At 29.4% G+C, this 20839-nt stretch carries 14 protein-coding genes; 13 read left to right on the top strand and 1 reads right to left on the bottom strand.

Features of this window, described 5'->3' with window-relative positions; all coding sequences use genetic code 11:
- Nucleotides 1-12: 12 nt before the first annotated feature.
- Complete coding sequence (locus P3X86_RS19380; protein WP_483294390.1) at nucleotides 13-384, bottom strand: DUF3899 domain-containing protein; 372 nt, start codon at nucleotides 382-384, stop codon at nucleotides 13-15.
- Nucleotides 385-775: 391 nt separating this feature from the next.
- Here P3X86_RS19380 and P3X86_RS19375 point away from each other — a divergent pair, with 391 nt between their 5' ends.
- The 13 genes from P3X86_RS19375 to P3X86_RS19315 all read left to right on the top strand — a co-directional run bounded on the left by P3X86_RS19375 (nucleotide 776) and on the right by P3X86_RS19315 (nucleotide 20821).
- Nucleotides 776-2566 carry a peptide ABC transporter substrate-binding protein gene (locus P3X86_RS19375; RefSeq protein WP_483294389.1) on the top strand — a complete coding sequence of 597 codons (1791 nt, stop codon included), beginning with the start codon at nucleotides 776-778 and terminating at the stop codon, nucleotides 2564-2566.
- 173 nt (nucleotides 2567-2739) lie between these two features.
- Nucleotides 2740-3687, top strand: coding sequence for an ABC transporter permease (locus P3X86_RS19370; RefSeq protein WP_483294388.1), 948 nt, complete (start codon nucleotides 2740-2742; stop codon nucleotides 3685-3687).
- Nucleotides 3687-4799, top strand: coding sequence for an ABC transporter permease (locus tag P3X86_RS19365; RefSeq protein WP_483294387.1), 1113 nt, complete (start codon nucleotides 3687-3689; stop codon nucleotides 4797-4799). The genes P3X86_RS19370 and P3X86_RS19365 overlap by 1 nt, the downstream gene beginning before the upstream one ends.
- Nucleotides 4800-4815: 16 nt before the next feature.
- Nucleotides 4816-5868, top strand: coding sequence for an ABC transporter ATP-binding protein (locus tag P3X86_RS19360; RefSeq protein ID WP_483294386.1), 1053 nt, complete (start codon nucleotides 4816-4818; stop codon nucleotides 5866-5868).
- On the top strand, nucleotides 5868-6818 hold the full coding sequence (locus P3X86_RS19355) for an ABC transporter ATP-binding protein (RefSeq protein WP_483294385.1): 951 nt from the start codon (nucleotides 5868-5870) through the stop codon (nucleotides 6816-6818). Before P3X86_RS19360 ends, P3X86_RS19355 begins: the two co-directional genes overlap by 1 nt.
- A gap of 469 nt (nucleotides 6819-7287) precedes the next feature.
- Nucleotides 7288-7773 (top strand): hypothetical protein, encoded by a 486-nt coding sequence (locus P3X86_RS19350; RefSeq protein WP_483294384.1) that lies wholly within the window; start codon nucleotides 7288-7290, stop codon nucleotides 7771-7773.
- A gap of 16 nt (nucleotides 7774-7789) precedes the next feature.
- Nucleotides 7790-8281: a hypothetical protein gene (locus P3X86_RS19345; RefSeq protein ID WP_483294383.1), complete on the top strand. Its 492-nt coding sequence runs from the start codon at nucleotides 7790-7792 to the stop codon at nucleotides 8279-8281.
- A gap of 22 nt (nucleotides 8282-8303) precedes the next feature.
- Nucleotides 8304-8792: a hypothetical protein gene (locus tag P3X86_RS19340; RefSeq protein WP_483294382.1), complete on the top strand. Its 489-nt coding sequence runs from the start codon at nucleotides 8304-8306 to the stop codon at nucleotides 8790-8792.
- Complete coding sequence (locus P3X86_RS19335; protein WP_483294381.1) at nucleotides 8782-9300, top strand: GNAT family N-acetyltransferase; 519 nt, start codon at nucleotides 8782-8784, stop codon at nucleotides 9298-9300. The genes P3X86_RS19340 and P3X86_RS19335 overlap by 11 nt, the downstream gene beginning before the upstream one ends.
- Nucleotide 9301: 1 nt before the next feature.
- Nucleotides 9302-9571, top strand: coding sequence for an acyl carrier protein (locus P3X86_RS19330; RefSeq protein WP_483294380.1), 270 nt, complete (start codon nucleotides 9302-9304; stop codon nucleotides 9569-9571).
- A gap of 36 nt (nucleotides 9572-9607) precedes the next feature.
- Nucleotides 9608-14998, top strand: coding sequence for an amino acid adenylation domain-containing protein (locus P3X86_RS19325; RefSeq protein WP_483294379.1), 5391 nt, complete (start codon nucleotides 9608-9610; stop codon nucleotides 14996-14998).
- Between the two features lie 24 nt (nucleotides 14999-15022).
- Nucleotides 15023-16276 (top strand): ACP S-malonyltransferase, encoded by a 1254-nt coding sequence (fabD, locus tag P3X86_RS19320; protein ID WP_483294378.1) that lies wholly within the window; start codon nucleotides 15023-15025, stop codon nucleotides 16274-16276.
- Between the two features lie 33 nt (nucleotides 16277-16309).
- The gene (locus tag P3X86_RS19315; RefSeq protein ID WP_483294377.1) at nucleotides 16310-20821 is read left to right on the top strand and encodes an SDR family NAD(P)-dependent oxidoreductase; all 4512 of its coding nucleotides are present in this window, start codon (nucleotides 16310-16312) and stop codon (nucleotides 20819-20821) included.
- Nucleotides 20822-20839 lie beyond the last annotated feature (18 nt).

Genomic DNA, 20839 nt, shown 5'->3' with positions numbered 1-20839 from the left:
TTTATGATAAAATTATTTATGACTTATATAAGCAAATATACCTGAAATAATTAATAGTAGTATAGAAGTTAGTAGTAACAATTTATATTCAAATTTGTAATTATATTTTTCAGTACAATATTCATGTAGTTCTTTAATTTTTTCGTTCTTGTCAATTACTTTATGATTTCTTAGCTTTACCTGCTTTCTCTTATAGAAAAAATACGTAAAAGATTTAAAGAAACCTAAATTTCTAACGTAAAAAGCAAACGATATACAAAAATAAATCATACCCAAAATAAAAAATGCATTAGATATTCGTAAAAAAAGTGCATATTCATTGCACATAATTAAATATAATGTAATAAATATAGTAGATAATATGCCTACAATAATTTTTGTCATTTTAATCTCCTTTATAAGGTTATTTATTATAAAACTATATACTCAAAAATAAAACTAAAATATTTGTTCTTTTCTCCAAAAACTAACAAAAATCAACAAAGCCAAATAAATAGGCTCCAAAGTTTATTATACAATAAATAATAAAATTAGTAAATTAACTTTTTGTCATTATGTATCCAAAATATTCTGTATATAAGAAAAATTAATGTGATTGTAGTTATATTTTAAATTATTAAAGCAAAAAATCATATATATTAACATGTGAATTTAATTATTAAAAAAGTTTACAATTTGTTAAGAATACATATGATTGACATACAGTACAAAAATATGCTAGTATAATAACAGCAAACAGCTGAAACAATCAATAAATAAGGAGGAATAGAGAATAATGAAAAATTTTAAAAAAGTCCTAGTTATAGTATTAGCTATGGCAATGATGATGTCTCTTTTTGTAGGTTGTGGTGACAAAGGCAAGGTTGATGAGCCAAAAAACGACAACAAGAAAAATGAGCAAAATCAAGAAGGAAAAGATGAAAAAGAAGAAGCAAAAGGACCTAAGGTTTTAAGATTAACAGGTGGAAAAGTTAATACACTAAATCCACATAATACAACATTAGGTGACAACCAGTCAACAGCTAAAAGGTTCTGTGGTACTCCAATTGATATTATATTAAATGAAGCTGGTGATGGCTATGAATTATTCCCTAATCACTGTAAAGAGATACCTACAGTTGATGAAACTGGTAAAGTGTGGACATTTAAGTTAAGAGAAGGTCTTAAATATGACGATGGAACACCAGTTAATGCTGATGCTTACATTTACTCATATAAGATGCTAATAGATCCAAAACTTAAAAATGTAAACTCTACTGTTTTGACAGACAACATACCTGTAGTTAATGGTAAAAAATACTTCTTAGGCAAATGTAAATGGGAAGAAGTTGGAATCAAGAAAGTTGATGATTTAACATTCACAATTGAGTTAGCAAATCCAATATCTAACGCTGATTTTATAACACAGTTTAGAAATGTTGTTACAGCACCAGTACACAAAGGTTTATATGAAGCAAATATGAACGAAGACAGAAGCGAAACAAAGTATGGTATTGATATGGATAAAACTCCTAAATGTGTTGCAGGTCCATTTAAATTAGCTGAGTGGAAGCAAGATATGAATAGAAAATATGTGAAGAATCCAGATTCTCCACTTGCTGAAGTTTATGTTCCAGACGAAATAACAGAGAGAGTTATTGAAGATGCTGAAACAGAGTTAAGAATGTTTGAAAATGGCGAAATAGACTACGCAAATATCCGTGGTGCTAAAGTAGACAAATACAGAAATGATCCTAGAGTAAGATATGCTCCAGCTATCACGATTTTTGGATTTGAAATTAATACTGATAGTAAAGAAAACCCTATATTAGCAAATAAAGATTTCAGAAAAGCTTTATTTGTAGGTATGGACAGAGAAAGTATAGGTAAAGGAATATTTAGAACAGGAACATCAGTAAATTACTTAGTAACAAAAGCTTATATAACTGATTATGAAACTGGAGAAATGTATAGAAATACAGCAGAAGGAAAATCAGTTGAAGCAAATCATCCAGCTTATGATAAAAAATTAGCAAAAGAATTATTTGATAAAGCTTATGCTGCAAACAAAAACAAGAAAATCAAACTAGAGATTAGTTACTACGAAGAAAATGATAGATTAAAGAAAACAGCAGAATTTTTACAAGAAAACTATGAAAATTTATTTGGAAAAGATAAATTTGAAATTTCTTTAAGATCTGTACCATTCCAAGTACAAAGCGAGAATGTTAAAAAAGGAGATTACCAAACAAACTTCTCATTCTCATATGAAAGTAGATTTAACCCATGGTTATGGTTTGTAGGATATAAAACAGATGCTCCAGACAAATCTAACAGTTTCAGAAATGCTGAATTTGACAAGTTATTGGATAGATGTTTAACAGGAGATTTAGCTACTAAGAAGAAAGAAAGAAGAGAAGCATTAGCGGAGCTTGAAAACATGTTGATTTCAAATTATTCAACACAACCAGTAGCAGGTTTTGAGTTACCATGCATTTTCTCTGATAGAATGAAGTTAAAAACAAAAGATGGACTATATGTACCAGGTGCAGGATTTGGTATGTTACAAGCTGATATAGTTGATTAAAAAATATTAATAAAAGAGTCTTTAACAATAGTGCTTACAGTCCATGCTGTAAGCACTAATAGTATGAAGAAAATAAATTACAAAATCGTAATATAAAATAAATTATAGTAACATATTTAACAGTTTAATAGTTTAACAGTTTAAAACTTTGCTATTGAGAGGAGTAATAGCTTATGCTTAGATATACACTACAAAGAGTAGTGGCATTATTATTGACATTATTTATTATTATTAGTTTATCTTTTTTTGTAGTTAGGATGATGCCGGGGAGTCCAATAGATAACCCAAAATTACCTGAAGATATAAAAAAAGCACTGGAAGACAAATATCATTTAAACGACCCTTTGATTGTGCAGTATGGATACTTTATAAAAGACTTTATTAAGTTAGATCCAGGGGTATCAATGAAAGTAAGACCTAAAATGGGAGTATTTGAATATATTAAATTAAAACTACCTATAACGATGCAGTTGAATGTGTTTGCGTTAATACTGATAATACCTTTAGGGATGATTTTAGGTATAATAGCAGCACTGAGAAAGAATAGATTTTCTGATCATTTTATATCGTTTTGGGTTATATTATTTATTTCAGTCCCGAGTTTCGTATTTGCATCGGTAATGCAATATTTCTTAGCATTCAAGTGGGGATGGTTCCCTTTAACATTAAATATTGGTGATGGTATATCTTGGGCTAAATTCTATTCTATGATACTTCCTATATTAGCACTATCATTTGGAGGAATAGCCACAGTTACAAGATATGTAAGAGCAGAGTTATGTGAAGCACTAAATTCAGAATATATGCTGTTAGCTAGAGCAAAAGGACTTACAAATGTACAAGCAACTGTTAGACATGCTATCCGTAATTCTTTTATACCTCTTGCAAACATAATAATACCGATGTTTACAGGACTTATATTTGGTTCACTTGTTGTTGAAAAGATATTCGCGATTCCTGGAATGGGTGGAGCAATGGTGACTTCAATAAATGCACATGACCATTCATTAACTATAGGAATACTGTTTTTCTATTCACTTATTTCCTTATCTTCTATATTACTAGTGGACTTATCATATGGTATAATTGATCCTCGTATTCGTATTGGAGGTAGAAAGTAATGAATAAGAATATAAAAATAGACCCTAAAGATTTTAATTTTGTACAGTTGCAAGAAGATATCAAGGATACAAATTTTGAAACAAAACCTATTGGATTTTTTAAAGATGCAATGATTCGTTTCTGTAAAAACAAAGCCGCAATTGTTTCGTTTATATTTATAGCTATAGTTATATTAATGGCTATAATAGGACCATCATTTAATAAATACTCTTATAGAGAGCAACGTATAGATTTGACATATATGCCACCAAGAATACCGATACTAGAGAAATATGGTATATGCGATGGAACAACTATTATCCCAGTAAGGAAAGATACATTAGATACATTTTACAAGGGTGCTGTTGTAAAGACTTATGACACCTATAAGGTAAGAGGAATTGAAATGGTGAAAGCAAAAATAGACATGTATAAACTAAATAAAGCAGAAGATGTTTATTTTTGGCTAGGAAGCGATTATCTAGGTAGAGATCAGTGGACACGTCTTTGGAGAGGTTCGAGGATTTCGTTATTTATTGCATTTTTGGCTGTAATTATAAATTTAATAATCGGTGTTACTTATGGTTCTATATCAGCTTATTACGGTGGGTGGACAGATATGATTATGCAAAGAATCGTTGAGATACTTGTATCTATTCCACAACTGGTCATAATAATACTCTTTATTATGTACTGGGGCGCTGGTATATTCTCACTTGCTATAGCCATGGTTTTAACAGGTTGGGTTGGAATGAACTATATCATAAGAGGACAGTTCTATAAATACAAAAGACAAGAATATGTACTAGCATCAAGGACAATGGGAGCGAAGGATAGAACATTGATATTTAGGCATATCTTACCTAATGCAATAGGTCCTATAATAACTAGAGCTACATTATCGATACCATTAGCTATATTTTCAGAATCATTCCTAGCATATTTAGGACTAGGATTACAAGCACCAGAGCCATCAATAGGAGTTTTGCTTGCGGAAGGACAGAAAGAGCTTTTAACATATCCGTATTTGACACTATACCCTGCTATTTTGATATCTATATTAATGATAGCATTTAACTTATTTGGTAATGGTTTAAGAGATGCATTTGATCCAACACAAAGAGGACAATAGAAGTGAGGTTGTTATTATGAAGAATAAAGAAAAGATATTAGAAGTTAAAGATTTATATATAACTTTCAACACTTTTTCGGGAGAAGTTCATGCTGTAAGAGGAATTGACTTCGGTTTGCATAAAGGTGAAACACTGGCTATTGTTGGTGAATCAGGATCTGGTAAGTCTGTTACTAATAAATCAATAATAGGGATATTGTCAAAAAATGCAAACGTTAAAAGTGGAGAAATACTTTATAAAGGTAATGATATAATTAATTATAACGATAAGCAGTTTACTGAAATAAGAGGATCCGAATTATCAATGATATTCCAAGATCCTATGTCTTCGCTTGATCCAGTAATGAAGATAGGTAAACAGATAACGGAAACATTAAGATTAAAGCATAAAGTTAAAGAAAGTGATGCAAAAAAGAAAGCAATAGAATTAATGGCAGCTGTTGGTATACCACAGCCAGAAAAAAGATATAACCAATATCCATTCCAGTTTTCTGGAGGTATGAGACAAAGAATAGTTATTGCTATAGCACTTGCCTGTGACCCTGAGGTACTAATCTGTGATGAGCCTACAACGGCGCTAGATGTTACTATACAATCACAGATATTAGAATTGATTAGAGATATGCAAAAAGAGCGTAACCTTTCAGTAATATTTATCACACATGACTTAGGAGTAGTTGCTAATGTTGCAGATAGAGTTGCTGTTATGTATGCTGGTAAAATAGTGGAGATAGGAACAGTAGATGAAATATTCTATAATCCAAAGCATCCGTACACATGGGGATTATTAGCTTCAATGCCAGACATGGATACAGATAATGATGATGATTTATTTGCAATACCAGGAACACCACCTAATATGCTATTTCCACCTAAAGGAGATGCTTTTGCAGCTAGAAATAAATATGCTATGGAAATAGATTTCAAAGAAGAACCTCCAATGTATAAAGTGAGCGATACACATTATGCAGCAACTTGGCTTCTTCATCCAGATGCACCAAAAGTAGAAATGCCTGAAAACTTAAAGAATCGTATCAATAAACAGTTGAAGAAGGCAGGTGAAAAATAATGAATATAGATAAAAAAGATATTGTTTTAGAAGTTAAAGACCTTAAACAGCACTTTACAAGTGGACGTGGTAAAAATAAGATAACTGTAAAGGCAGTTGATGGTATAAGCTTTAAGATATATAAAGGAGAGACATTTGGTCTAGTTGGAGAGTCAGGTTGTGGTAAGACCACTACAGGACGTTCTATAATTAGACTTTATGACCCTACAGATGGAGAGGTTTACTTCAATGGTAATTTGATATCAGGTAAACTTTCAAAAACACAAGTAAGAGAAGTAACACAAGGTATACAGATGATATTCCAAGATCCTATAGCATCTCTAAATCCTAGGATGACAGTTAAAGAGATTATAGGAGAAGGGTTAAAAATAAACAAAATGGTTAACAGTGAAGATGAGATGATGGAAATGATATATGATATTCTTGACACTGTTGGTCTTACAAAAGAGCATGCTACAAGATATCCGCATGAGTTCTCTGGTGGACAAAGACAACGTATAGGGATAGCTAGAGCATTGATTACTAGGCCAGACTTAGTTATAGCTGATGAGCCTATATCTGCACTAGATGTTTCGATACAAGCTCAAGTACTAAACCTACTAAACAAACTAAAAGAGAAGTTAGGATTGACTATACTATTTATAGCGCATGATTTATCTGTAGTTAAATATTTCTCTAATAGGATTGGAGTAATGTATTTCGGCAAGATGGTTGAATTAGCTAATTCTGAGGATTTATATAAAAATCCAATGCACCCATATACTAAATCATTACTATCAGCTATACCTCAGCCAGATCCAAAACATGAAAGAAATAGAAAGAGAATAACATATGATCCAAGTATGCATGATTATGAAACAGATAAGCCAGAGCTTAAAGAGATAACACCTGGACATTTTGTTTTAGCAAATAATAAAGAGTTTGAGCAATATAAAAAAGAATTAAAATAATATTGAAAAGACCATTTTATAAATGGTCTTTTTTATTTGGAAAAAACATCACATTAGTAGTTTTTATTGGAATCAATTTCATTATTATTAAAAACTTATAAAAAAATAGAAATTTATGTTGAAAAAAAAAGTAAAATCATGATATAATTAGGTGAAAATATAAAATATACTAAAGAAAACATATTACATACATTATAATATTTCAATATATACATAATAATTTACGACAATTTCATTATTCTAATGTAATATGTGTTATAAGGAGGTGAAATAATGAACGGTTTAGATGATCACACTAAATACTAATAATTAGAAACAAAAGTCATGTAAAAGAGTATATGCTATTTTACATGACTTTTACAAAATAGAAAGAGTAATTATTAATATACACAAGGATTAAATTATATAGATTTATTATATTTAATAGTAACCGTAAATTCTAAATATAATAGATGAGGAGCGAAAATAAGTGAATTTTGAATTAATAACAAAAAAAAATATAAATGAGGCAGTATTATTATTTGATGACCCAGAGTTTTTATTTTTGACAAAATACCCTAAATTCGTACCAGAAAAAGAAATAGAATTATTTTTATTAAGCAAACAAACATATCTTATAAAAAAAGAGGATAAAGTAATAGGATTAGGATTATTTAATAATTATACATGTGAACACGGTTATTTCAGATTTAAATTAATCAAAAATATAGATTACAATATGAAACTTAAATTGCTAAAGGAATTCTTAAATATAATAAGAGATAAAAATCCTGAATTGGTAAGAATTCAAACTGAAATATTTGAATTTGATACAGAAGATATAGAGTTTTATGGAAAAAGTGGATTATGCAAAGAGATGATAGATAAAGATAATATAATTTACAATAAAAAAAAATGGGATACAATAACTTATTCTTTAATTAATAAAGAAATTAATGAGTTTTTAAATAGATAAAATGAAGGTGAATATTATGGGAGATGAAATTTTATTAAGCAGACATAAGAGTAAATATGACAAATATTATGACATGATAATTAACCAAGAAGATATAATTAAAATTATCCCTAGTATGGATAAGATAAAAGAAGAAATTAAAAGGAATAAACCTGATATAACAACACTTTTATTGCAAAGAAAAATATTTGCTTTGACATTAGAGATAAAAGGAAATGTAGTTGGTTTTTTTTGTTTAGATAATATTGATTGGGAAAATAATAATTGTCAAATTAAAGGTTCTTTATTAGAGAATGAAATTCACATAGTGAAAGATGCATATTTAATGAAAGCAATAGAAGATATAGTTGATTTTGCGCATGGTTGCTTGGGATTAAAACGTGTTTATGGAGTAAGTACAGAGAGCTCTTACAATAGCAGTATTGTTAATGAAATATTTTGCAATGAAGGTAAAGCACTAGACAAAGAAACAATCTACTATGGACATGTTGTTGATTATATAAACTGAGTTTCATTTGGAGGTGATGTTATTGAGCTATCAACTGGTGAAAATAAATGATGAAAATTTAAGTACTATTTTAGATTACTTCACAAATAATTTTTTTATAGGAACTAGTAAGCCAGAGGCATTATCTGAGGGACAGATAAGAGAACTGATAATTAAAAGTAATAAATCTTATATATTATTTAGGGATAAAAAAAGAGAAGGATTATTACTCTTAGAGAAAGATAGATTTGATGAGGATGCTATATTTATGAACATAAGATTCAATAACATGGCATTACTGAATGATGAATGCATAGAGGTTTATAATACTATACTTACATATTTAAATGATTACGATAAAGTAAAAATGAAGATTTATGATTTTGATATAGAAGGCAAAAAAATGTGCGAAAAGTTAAAATTCAATATAGAAGCAATATTAAGAAAACATACCTACAAAAACTATGCTTATCACGATGTGTTAATATTCAGTAAAATAAAAAATAAGGAGTCTGGTAGAGTTGATTTATAATAATAAATTTTATATTTCACGCATGAGAATAAAAGATATACCTGATGTCATAAAATTATTGAGAACTAAGCCAGCAAATATGATAACACAAGAATATGGTGAATGCATGGACAAAGAGAAAAAATCAATGGAATTAAAAGATATATTAAACAGTATTCGCACTGATAGGATAGACATGATAATTCGCAAAACTAAGAATAATAAAGTAATTGGATATGCATATATTTGCATGATAAATTGGGTAGAAAAAATATGCCAAATAAGTATTATAATCGATGAGAAATACCATTGTATAGGATATGGACCATTAGCTTCTAGAGAAATAATAGAGTATTGTTTTAGAGAATTAAATATGAATAAAGTAAGTGCTAAGATAAGAGACGATAATTCAAACATACCTGAGCGGATCGGAAAACCAAAATACAGAAATTTGCCTATTTCAAAGGGAAAGTATGTAGATTTTTATTATACCCAATGGGTCAAACATCAAAAGATAGGGGGGTATTGATATGAAGGATATAAATAAAATAACAAAAGAGATCATAAAAAAAATAGTTACAGAAGATTTAGGGAGCAAAATAAACATAGAAGATATTAATGATAGCACAAATCTAATAGAGCTAGGGTTTCATTCTCTATTGTCAATAAAGCTAATTGCTACCATAGAAGGAATGTTAGATATAGATTTGGATGATTATGATTTAGATAAAAATACATTATTAAAATATTCAAATCTAAAAGATATTGTGTGTGATGCATATAATAAGTCAGTAGAATAATAAATAATACAAAAGATTATGCAAGGAGTATTTTTTATGAACAACATGACGCTTTATAGTAGAATAGACAAAATAGCTAATAAACACTCAAATAAAGTCTCTATTAAACATGGCGAAAAACACATAACATACAGAGAACTAAAAACATCATCAGATAAAATTTTCACTCAATTGGACATGATTAAATGCAATTCGAAAAACATAGCACTAATAATGGACAGAAGCATAGAACTAGTTACCTCTATCATAGGAGTGATAAAATCTGGGAAGGTGTTTGTGCCTATTTCACCTAAATTTCCTATTGAAAGAATTAAATATATACTAAGTAAAATCAAAAGTGATGTAATAATTACAACTGATAACTACGAAAAAGAGCTTAGTGAGTTACTAAAAGATCTAAATATCAAAATAATAACGATATCTTATAAATATATCAAAAAATTACCACCGTATTCTTTGAATAAAAAAATAGATTACATTTACAATGAACATTGTTATATATATTTTACATCTGGTACAACAGGTAAGCCCAAAGGTGTTGTTGGAAGACAATCATCTCTAATACAGTTTCTAGATTGGGAAATAAACCAATTTAAAGTGGATGAGAGATTTAATGTTAGTCAAATTATAACGCCTGTTTTTGATGCTTATTTAAGAGATGTATTTGTACCTTTGCTATCTGGAGGTAAACTTATCATACCTGAAAATGACGATATTATATATAGACCTCTTAAACTTATTAATTGGTTAGATAAAGAAAAGATAACTCTAACACATATGGTCAAATCATTATTTGTAAATATGGCAAGAGAATTGGTCGATAGTGAAATATTTGCATCAATGAAATATATATTGTTATCAGGTGAGAAGTTGAAAGGAATTGATATAAAACATTTTTATGCTGTGTTTGAAGATAGAATAAAGATAGTAAACTTATATGGAACTACTGAAACTACTATGATAAAAGCTTTTCATGTAACAAATAAAGAAGATATAAAGCAAGATAATATACCAATAGGTAAACCTATTGATGGTGCTAAACTATACTTATTGAATGATGAACTAGAAGAGAGTGATACAGGAGAAATATATATAGAATCAAACTATATGACAGATGGCTATTACTGTGATTATGTGGCTACTAAAAAAAGCTTTATAACAATAAAATCAGCTAAAGGAAATAAAACACTGTATAAGACTGGTGATATAGGGACTAAAAATAATAACAATGATTTCATATGCTTAGATAGGGTTGATAGACAGATAAAAATACAAGGGGTAAGAATAGAACCGTGCGAGATTGAGCAAGCAATGATTCAGCTACTACCCATTAAAGAGGCAATAATAACAGCAATAGATATAACTGAAAACAAAAAACAGCTATGTGGATATTATACAGCAGTAAATATATTAAACCAAGACAACATTATACAAAAATTAACAAGTGAGCTACCCAATCATCTTATACCAACTTACTTTATATATTTAGAAAAAATGCCATATATATTGAATGGGAAAATAGATAAAAAAGCTTTACCAAATCCAATCAATTTTAAAAAGGATAAAGAAAATAAGTTTATAGACAGATATCAAAAAGGCATATTAAAAATAATAAAGCAGGTATTATGTATAGAGAATATAGACTTGGGAAGAAGTTTCATAAGACATGGGGGTAACTCTTTAGATGCAGCTAATTTAGCAATGAAATTACATAAATTTTATGATATAGATATGACAATAGCAAATGTCTTAAAAGCTGAGACAATCAACGAAATAGTAGTTTATGTAGCTAGGGCTCAAAAAAATAAATACGAGAAATTAACTAAAACTTATAAAAAACAATACCCATTAACAGCAGGTCAAAAAAGTATATATATAGTTAGTAATATGCAAGATACTAAGACAAGTTATAATCTTCCAGAATTGATAGAGATAAATAAAAATATAGATGTAAATAAACTAAAGCAATCGTACATAGAATTAATATCACAGCATGACATATTCAAAACATCTTTTCATGTTATAGATGAGCAAATAATGCAGATTATTAACACTGATGTAATATTTGAGATTCCAACATATATATATAACCCAAGAGAGATGAGCAATGTAGCAGAGATTGCTTCAAGGCTAGTTAAGCCGTTTGATTTGGAAAAAGCACCACTTATCAGAGTAGCAATATTAGATTTTAAAGACAAGAAGTTTCTTTTTACAGATGTACATCATATCATATTAGATGGAAGTTCACAAGAATTAATAAAAGAGAAACTATCATCCATACTAAACGGCCAAAACAAAGAATTTCACAACCAATCGTTTCTTGACTATAGTTTTTGGATTAAAAAGCATGGAGTAAAAAACATTCAAAAGCACAAGAAGTATTGGATTGATTATTTTAAGGGAGACATACCTACACTTGGGCTAGATACAGATTACCCAAGAAAGCCAATAAGATCATTTAAAGGCGATAGCATTACAAAAAAATTAGACAATCAATTATGTAGAGAAATTAATAAAATTGTATTAGCTGAAAACAGCACGATGTATTCATTTATGATATCAGTATTTTTAGTATTTTTACATAGATATGCCAAGCAACAGGATATAATAGTTGGAACACCGATAGCAAGTAGAAGTCATGCAGATATACAAAGCACACTAGGAATGTTTGTTAATACTTTGCCACTTAGAAGTAAAATAGAAGATAATATGTCATTCAGGGATTTAATGCAATATCAAAAAAATAATTTACTTGAGTCAATTGAGAATCAAGGATATCCACTTTACAAGGTAGTTCAAGATTTAGATATTAAACCATCATTAAGTAGGAGTCAGCTCTTTGATGTCATGTTTATATTGCAAAAAATAAATAACTTAGATTTTGGAGAAAGACAAATAGTCAAGAGGTATTCATCTAAATTTGATATCACAATGACCGTACTAGAAGAAGAAAGCATGTTAACTATTGAATTAGAATATTCAACAGATTTATATAAAAGTACCACAATAGAAAATATGCTCAATAGTATAGAGAACATTATCAGAAACGTAGTATACAGTAACGAGGATATAAAACTTAAAGATATAAATATATTATCTAAATCAGACAAGGACAAAATTTTGAATGGATTCAATAATCAGTTTATAAGTAATATGGATATTAAAGAGAATATAATAGAAATGATTAACAAGCAAGAAATAAAACATCCAGAAAAGATAGCAATAAAATGTGAAACTAATACGATAAGCTATAAAGAACTACAAATACGATCAGATATAATAGCGCATATCCTCATAAAAGAAAATCTAAAGATTGATGGTGTAGTAGCGCTAGTAATGGATAGAAGTGAGCTTATAATAATTGCTATGTTAGGTGTACTAAAGGCTGGTTTAAGTTACTTGCCAATTGACATGTCTGTACCTCAAGACAGAGTAGATTATATTATAAAAGATAGTAGATGTAATATAGCATTAACAGATAGAAAATTTAATCTTACACTAAAGCAAATAGTTATGACAGATATACTTATAGATAATCTAGAGAACAAAATAAAGCCTATTAATAAATGCGATTTAAATCAAAATGCTTACATAATATATACCTCAGGTTCTACAGGAAATCCTAAGGGTGTAATTGTAAGTAATAAAAATTTGATGAGTTTTATATTATCAATTACAGACAAAATAGAGTTTAAGCAAGAGCGGAAATTATTATCATTAACAACTATTACATTTGACATATTTGTACTAGAGTCTCTTTTAGCCTTAGCAAAAGGACTAACAATGGTTTTAGCATCACATGAAGAGACTGTAGATCCACATAGCATAGAAAGATTAATTAGAGAAAACCATGTCGACATATTACAACTTACACCATCAAGATTAAACATGTTGATAGATACATTAGGAATGAATTTTTTGAGTGGTTTAAAAACATTAATAGTAGGTGGTGAAGAATTTGATGAAAAGTTACAAAAAGTAACTAAACATAATGATTTAAAAATATATAATGTTTATGGGCCAACAGAAGCTACCGTATGGTGTAGTACTAAAGAAATAGTAGATAACGAAAATATAACTATAGGTAAACCTTTAAAAAATACAAAAGCATATGTATTAGATAATAAAATGCGTATACAACCAGTGGGTGTACGAGGAGAGTTATATCTCAGTGGAAGCGGAATAGCTAGAGGATATTTAGGGAAAACAAAGCTTACAAAGCAAAGATTTATAAATAGTCCTTTTGACGAAAATAAAATATTGTATAAAACAGGAGATATCGTAAAATGGACAGAAGACGGAGAACTTAGTTTTATAGGAAGAAGTGATTATCAAGTTAAATTAAGGGGTTACAGAATAGAGCTAAAAGAGATAGAGAACCATATTAGCAAAATAGAAGATATATCTCAATGTATATGCGATGTAAAAATTATAGATAATAATAAAAGTCTAGTGGCGTATTATGAATCAAAGAATATGTTAAATGTAGCAGTTTTGAAAAGAAAATTAGCTAAGAAAGTTCCTCATTACATGATACCAGATAGATTTGTATATATGGAAAAATTGCCACGGACCATAAATGAAAAAAAAGATAGAAAGAATCTACCTGAGATAAATACTCACAGACCTAGCCTTCAAAATGATTACAGTATTGCATGTACAGAAGTAGAAAAGAAAATACTTGAAATTTGGGAGGATATCTTAAAAATAAACGAAATAGGAGTTGAAGATAATTTTTTTGATTTGGGTGGAAATTCGCTATTATTGATAAATATGTTAAATATAGTCCAAAGAGAGTATAGTAGCAAAATTAAAGTAACAGATATATTTGCCAATCCTACTATAATGGAATTATCACGCTATATAAGTAGCATAAATAATCAAGCCAATATTGAAAATAGCTACGTAAACTTACCAAATGATTATTTTAAGGTAAGTGATATATATGTAGATAATATTGAATATGAGTTTAGAGATTCGACTATAAAAGCACTAAAAAAATTCGATGAAGATGAAGAGTATATATTATTATCTTACTATATGTACTTAATTCACCAAATAAACAATACAGATATAATTAACATTTATACAACAAAACAGATGACCAATATAAATATTTATAAAGCAACGATACAGATATCAAAGTACAATAATTTAGTAGAAATTGCAAAGCAACTAGCAAGTCAGGATTGCTTAGAAGATATAACTATGGATGATTTAAGTTATTTTAAAAGCAATAAGAAAGCAGATGAAGCAATGATTTTATTTGGCACGCAATTAAGAAGAATAGATTATGATTTATTCGATATAGCAATATCACTAGAGAAGAAAAGTATTAGGTGTTATTATGATTCATTAAGATTGAACTCTCAAAAGGTAGAAGAGTTGTTTGATCTATATATAAATATTATAGAAAACTATATATAGAAATTATAATAAGGGGAGATTAGGATGAATAAAATTGCATTACTATTTCCAGGACAAGCTTCACAATATGTTGGAATGGGAAAGGATCTATACGATAAGTATGATAAAGTTAAAGATATATTCAAACAAGCCAACGAAGCACTTGGTATGGATTTGGCAAAGTTATGTTTTGAAGGTGATATAGAAGAATTGACAAAAACTCAAAATACTCAAGCAGCTATATTAACTGTAAGCTACTCAGCTTACAACATAATAAAAGAATTATATGATATAAAGCCTACTATTTTAGCAGGGCATAGCTTAGGAGAATATACAGCACTAGTATGTAGTGGTGCACTTTCATTTATAGATGCAGTAAAGATAGTTTATAAAAGAGGGCAGTTTATGCAAGAAGCTAGTGCAGAAGGCGTTGGTAAGATGGCTGCTATAGGGGGGCTAGATAGTAGCATTATTGAAGATATATGTAGTGAATTTTCAACAGATCAAGAATGTTTAGTGATATCAAACTATAATGCACCCAATCAGATTGTAATTTCAGGCCATAGTAATGCAGTAGAAAAAGCATGTGAAAAACTTAAGAAATTAAATGCAGTAGTAATACCTTTAAAAGTGAGTGCAGCATTCCACAGCCCGTTAATGAAACCGGCAGCTAGTAAATTAAAGAATGAATTAATGAAATATAAATACAGCGAGCTGAAATATCCTGTTATATCCAATGTTACAGCTAAACCATATGAGACATATAAAGATATTATAACAAATTTGACAAAACAGTTAGAAGAACCAGTACACTGGTCAGATTCAGTGAAATACCTAGATGACAATAGTATAAATGTGGCTTTAGAAATAGGGCCAAAAACAGTACTAAAAAACTTAATGAAAAAGAATAAATTTGACATAAAAACATATTCAACAGATGTTCAAATGGATATGCAATTATTAAAAGAAGAAATGTTAAAAGAAACTAGAGAAGCACCATCAGTTATAACAAGGTGTTTAGCCATAGCAGTATGTACTAAAAACTACAACTATGACAATGAAGAGTATAAGAACGGAGTTATATTGCCATATAAAGAAATAGAAACAATTAGAGATAAGGTAGAAAAAGAAGGAATCGAGCCTTCCATAGAACAGATGAGTAAGTCACTAGACTTATTGAAACAGATATTTATAACTAAAAAAACTCCAAAATCAGAGCAAGAGCAGAGATTTAAGCAGATATTTGAGGAAACGAATACTAAAGATATACTAAATAAAGACAACCGATATGTTGGATAGAATTATTGCTCAAAAGATGAAAGGAGGGAGATGATGAAGGGCGAGTTTTTTAACATAAACGACCTTAAAAATATAGAATCAAAAGTTACAAAAAATAAAGTAGATGATATAGCAATAATAGGCATGACATGTAAATTCGCAACAGCAGAAAACTGTAAAGAATACTGGCAAATTCTTAAAAATGGGAGGAATTGTATAAGAAGCTATCCAGAAAGTAGAATGAAGGATGCATATGGAGTTTCATATGAACCATTAGTAAAAGAAAAAATAGTTAAGGCTGCATATTTAGATGAGATAGATAAATTTGATTATGAATTCTTTAATATTTCCTATAGAGAGGCAAAATTGATAGACCCAACTCAGAGAATATTTTTAGAAGCAGTATGGAGTACTCTAGAAGAAGCTGGGTATGGAGGAGAAAATATAAAAGGAAGTAACACAGGTATTTATGTAGGGCATAGTAATGATCTAAGACTAGATTATTATAGGTATGTACAAGCAGTAAATAACAAAGCATATGAGAATCTATCACTACCTGGAAATGTAAGATCGGTGTTAGCGGGAAGGATTGCATATATACTTAATTTGAAAGGCCCTAGTATGGTAATAGATACTGCTTGTTCTTCAGCATTAGTAGCAATACACTTAGCATCAAAAGCGATAAAAAACGGAGATTGTGACATGGCTATTGCAGGTGGCATAAAAATAAATCTAATGCCTATACAAAGGGGATTTGATGATAAAGTTGGAATCAGATCACAAAGAGATGAAACTAGAGCTTTTGATGAAGGTGCAGATGGATTTGCCTCTGGAGAAGGCGTAGGAGTATTATTGCTAAAATCACTAGAGGCAGCGATTAGAGATAAAGACAATATTCATGCTGTAATAAAAGGTAGCGCAGTTAATCAAGATGGAAAAAGCATAGGATTAACAGCCCCAAGTGCAAAAGCACAATCAGATGTGATAATTAAAGCATGGAAAAGTGCAAGGATAAAGCCAGAGACCGTTTCTTATATAGAGACACATGGAACAGGAACAAAGCTAGGAGATCCTATAGAGATAAATGGTATTGAAATGGCATTTAATAAATATACACAAAAAAAAGGCATATGTGCAATAGGTTCTTGCAAGACAAATCTAGGTCACTTGGATAATGCAGCAGGCATGCCAGGAATTATAAAATTGATATTAATGCTTAAAAATAAACAATTAGCTCCTACGATAAACTTTAACGAACCAAATAAAAAAATAGACTTCATAGATTCACCAGTGTATGTAAATGATAAGTTAAACAAGTGGGAGAAAAAAGAAACTCCATTAATTGGAGGGGTTAGTTCCTTTGGGTTAAGTGGTACAAATTGTCATGTAGTGCTAGAAGAATACACTCAAGATATGCATGGTATAAAGACAAACCAAAATGAAATAAGTGTATTTACATTGTCGGCTAAAGATGAAGATACACTTAAAAAATTAGCAAAAAGTTATATAGATGATTTAAAAGTAAGACAGATAAACATACATGATGTATGTTATACGAGTAACATAGGTAGAGTACATCATGAACATAGATTAGCAATAATCACAAGAGATAAAGATGAGATGCTAAATAGTTTGAGTAATTTTATAAAAGATAACAAAGCTGATAATGTGTTTTACGCTTACCACAAAATAGCGTATCACAAAAAGAAAAGATTAAATGATTACGAAATAAGCAGTGAAGAAAAAGAGAAATTAGATGTAGAGGCAAGTAGTATTAAAATACGTACTGAAGATTCATTGAAAAAATTATGCATGTTATATGTAAGAGGTGCGAAAGTCGACTTCATTGGCTGTACTGATAATAGAAAAGTGACATTGCCTTTATATACATTCAAAAAAAATAGATGTTGGGTAGAAAGAATTGTGCAAAAAACGTTACCAAAAGATACAAAAATAACTCGAACATTAGGCCAAACAATCTATACATATAATTATAGTCCTAAAGATGATTGGGTTATAGGGGATCACAAAGTAGGAGACAAGTATGTAATGCCAGGAACTGCTTATATTGAAATGGTAGTTAAAGCGATTAAGCAAGCTCACGATACAAAAGGAATAGTGTTTAGAGATGTAGTATTCATTAAACAATTTGCATTGTTTAAAGATGAATGTAAACAATTACAGTTAATATTGAAAGAAGGCGAAGAGGGCTACAGATTTACTATAGCTAGTGAAGATAATGGAATTTGGGATATACATGTTGAAGGAGAAGCAAGAATAGTTGATTTACAAGAAGAAAAAGCATCAATACCCCAGCTAGAAGAGGAAATATCAGTAGATAAAAAAGATAAGTTAGTAATTACTAAAGGTAGATGGAAAGGAATATCAAAGAAATTATACAAAATAAATGAAGGATATGTAGCTAAATTTAAAGTTAGTGATGAATATGCAGATGATTTTAAAGAACATTTTTATCATCCAGCAATGATGGATAGGAGCTTAAACACAGCTATAGATATCATAGATATAGCAGGTAACTATTTACCTTTTAACTACAAAGAGATAAGACTTTATAGACCATTACCTAAAGAAATATATAGCGTAGTAAAAATTAAAAACAAGGATAATCAAATAGCAACTTTTGATATTAAACTTTTAGATGCATCTTTAAATATATGTGTAGAAGCAATTGATTACTCAATAAAAAAAGTCAATAAAATTAACACAAATTATTACAAGGCTATATTAAAATATATTTGCTTTAAACCTGTAGATGTAAGCATTAAGAAAGTAAAAAATTATAAAAACCTAGCTGTGATTGGTGATGAAACATATGCTAAAGAGTTGAGAGAATTTGGGTTCGAAGTAATGAGTATTAATTTTGGTCCTAAATATGTAGAAGAAGAGAATAAGATTTCAATGAATCATAATATAAAAAACTATCAAAGATTAGTAGAGAAGCTTGAAAAAAAGAATATAGAAAAGTTAATCTATATTAATGATGGTTATTTTGATCCTAGAGACAGTAAAACTCAGTTGACATTAGATAGTGTCTATAAACTGATTAAAGAAATAACCTGTAACAAATTATCTAAGAAAATCAGCATACTTTATATTAGTAAAAATGCATTTCAAATAAAAAAAGATGAGAATATAAACCCTTATAATACAGCGATAGTGGGTTTAATTAAAGTAGCGATAATGGAAAATCCAGATTTAAAATGTAACTTCATAGATGTGGACGATGTTAATACAAATATTCTTATAGATTGTATAAAAAATGACCTATTAGACCCAATAGTTGGTCTCAGAAATGAAGTGTATTATAAAGAAGCAATTAAAGAATATAGTGATACTGACTTCAAGCTAGAATATAAACTAAAAAAAGATGGTGTATATTTGATAACTGGTGGAACAGGTGGTCTTGGGCTCGAAGTAGCAAAGTATATATCTTCAAAAGAGCGGATAAATATAGCGTTATTAGCAAGAACAGAAATACCAGATAGGAACAAGTGGGAAGATGTATTAGATAGTGATAAAGATACCAAGGTGTCTAGGGTAATAAAATCAATAATGCATATTGAGAAGAATTCTAGTAAAGTAAAAACGTATAGTGTAGACATAAGCAATAAAAACATATTGGAAAACGTAATTAAAGACATAAGAAAAAGATTTAGCAAAATAAACGGGATAATTCACTGTGCAGGAGTGGCAGGTAACGGTTTCATATTTAGAAAAGACATAGATGAGTATAAAAAAGTCTTAGCTCCAAAGGTGGATGGAACTATTAATCTAGATGTTTTGACTAGAGAAGATAATCCAGATTTTATGGTGATGTTCTCATCAATAAACGCGCTAATAGGAGGTAAGGGACAAGGCGATTATAGCATGGCAAATGCATTTATGGATGGTTACAGCTACTATCGAAATAACCAAGGGCTAAAGACGGTATCTATAAATTGGCCAGCTTTTAATTCCGTAGGGATGGCATATGATAATGGTGCGATAAAAAAAGATGATGTATTCAGTCCGATAGATGTAAATGAAGGGCTAGAGATATTAGAATGGGCATTTGGTAGTGGTACAAATAGAATTGTAGTGGGTGATTTCAACAAAAATGTATCATCAAAGCTACCGTTATTAATTGATGACTCAATAGAAACATCTAACATTGAAAAAAAACAAGTAAGAATGAATAAAAAAGTAAGTATAAAAGAAGAAATTAATGAAGCTTATAGCCCTATAGAAAAGAGACTATCTAAAATATGGGCAGAAGTATTAATGGCAGAAGAAGTAAACATATATGATACTTTCTCTAGTATGGGGGGAGATTCTATATTAGCTATCGAGTTATATAAAAAAATAGATAGTCAATATCCAGAAGTTTTAGATGTAACAGATGTATTTAATTATCCAACAGTTTTTGATATGGCAGAGTATATAAATAAAGAGTTAAATAAAAGCAACACTACTAAAGAAAAGAGTGATGATTTAGACGAATTACTGAGTAAGCTGGCTAATGGAGATATCACAGTTAGTCAGGCAGATGAAGTTTTCAAAAAATAAACGATTTGAGGTGTAAAA

It is taken from the genome of Abyssisolibacter sp. ZYX002, assembly GCF_056892235.1.
This window is presented reverse-complemented; position numbering and strand designations above follow the sequence as displayed.

Bases quoted from the DNA above. Each gene is read 5' to 3' on its own strand.
- P3X86_RS19325 (WP_483294379.1), top strand. From the start codon at position 9,608: ATGAACAACATGACGCTTTATAGTAGAATAGACAAAATAGCTAATAAA.
- P3X86_RS19315 (WP_483294377.1), top strand. From the start codon at position 16,310: ATGAAGGGCGAGTTTTTTAACATAAACGACCTTAAAAATATAGAATCA.
- P3X86_RS19370 (WP_483294388.1), top strand. From the start codon at position 2,740: ATGCTTAGATATACACTACAAAGAGTAGTGGCATTATTATTGACATTA.
- P3X86_RS19345 (WP_483294383.1), top strand. From the start codon at position 7,790: ATGGGAGATGAAATTTTATTAAGCAGACATAAGAGTAAATATGACAAA.
- fabD (WP_483294378.1), top strand. From the start codon at position 15,023: ATGAATAAAATTGCATTACTATTTCCAGGACAAGCTTCACAATATGTT.
- P3X86_RS19355 (WP_483294385.1), top strand. From the start codon at position 5,868: ATGAATATAGATAAAAAAGATATTGTTTTAGAAGTTAAAGACCTTAAA.
- P3X86_RS19360 (WP_483294386.1), top strand. From the start codon at position 4,816: ATGAAGAATAAAGAAAAGATATTAGAAGTTAAAGATTTATATATAACT.
- P3X86_RS19330 (WP_483294380.1), top strand. From the start codon at position 9,302: ATGAAGGATATAAATAAAATAACAAAAGAGATCATAAAAAAAATAGTT.
- P3X86_RS19365 (WP_483294387.1), top strand. From the start codon at position 3,687: ATGAATAAGAATATAAAAATAGACCCTAAAGATTTTAATTTTGTACAG.
- P3X86_RS19375 (WP_483294389.1), top strand. From the start codon at position 776: ATGAAAAATTTTAAAAAAGTCCTAGTTATAGTATTAGCTATGGCAATG.
- P3X86_RS19380 (WP_483294390.1), bottom strand. From the start codon at position 384: ATGACAAAAATTATTGTAGGCATATTATCTACTATATTTATTACATTA.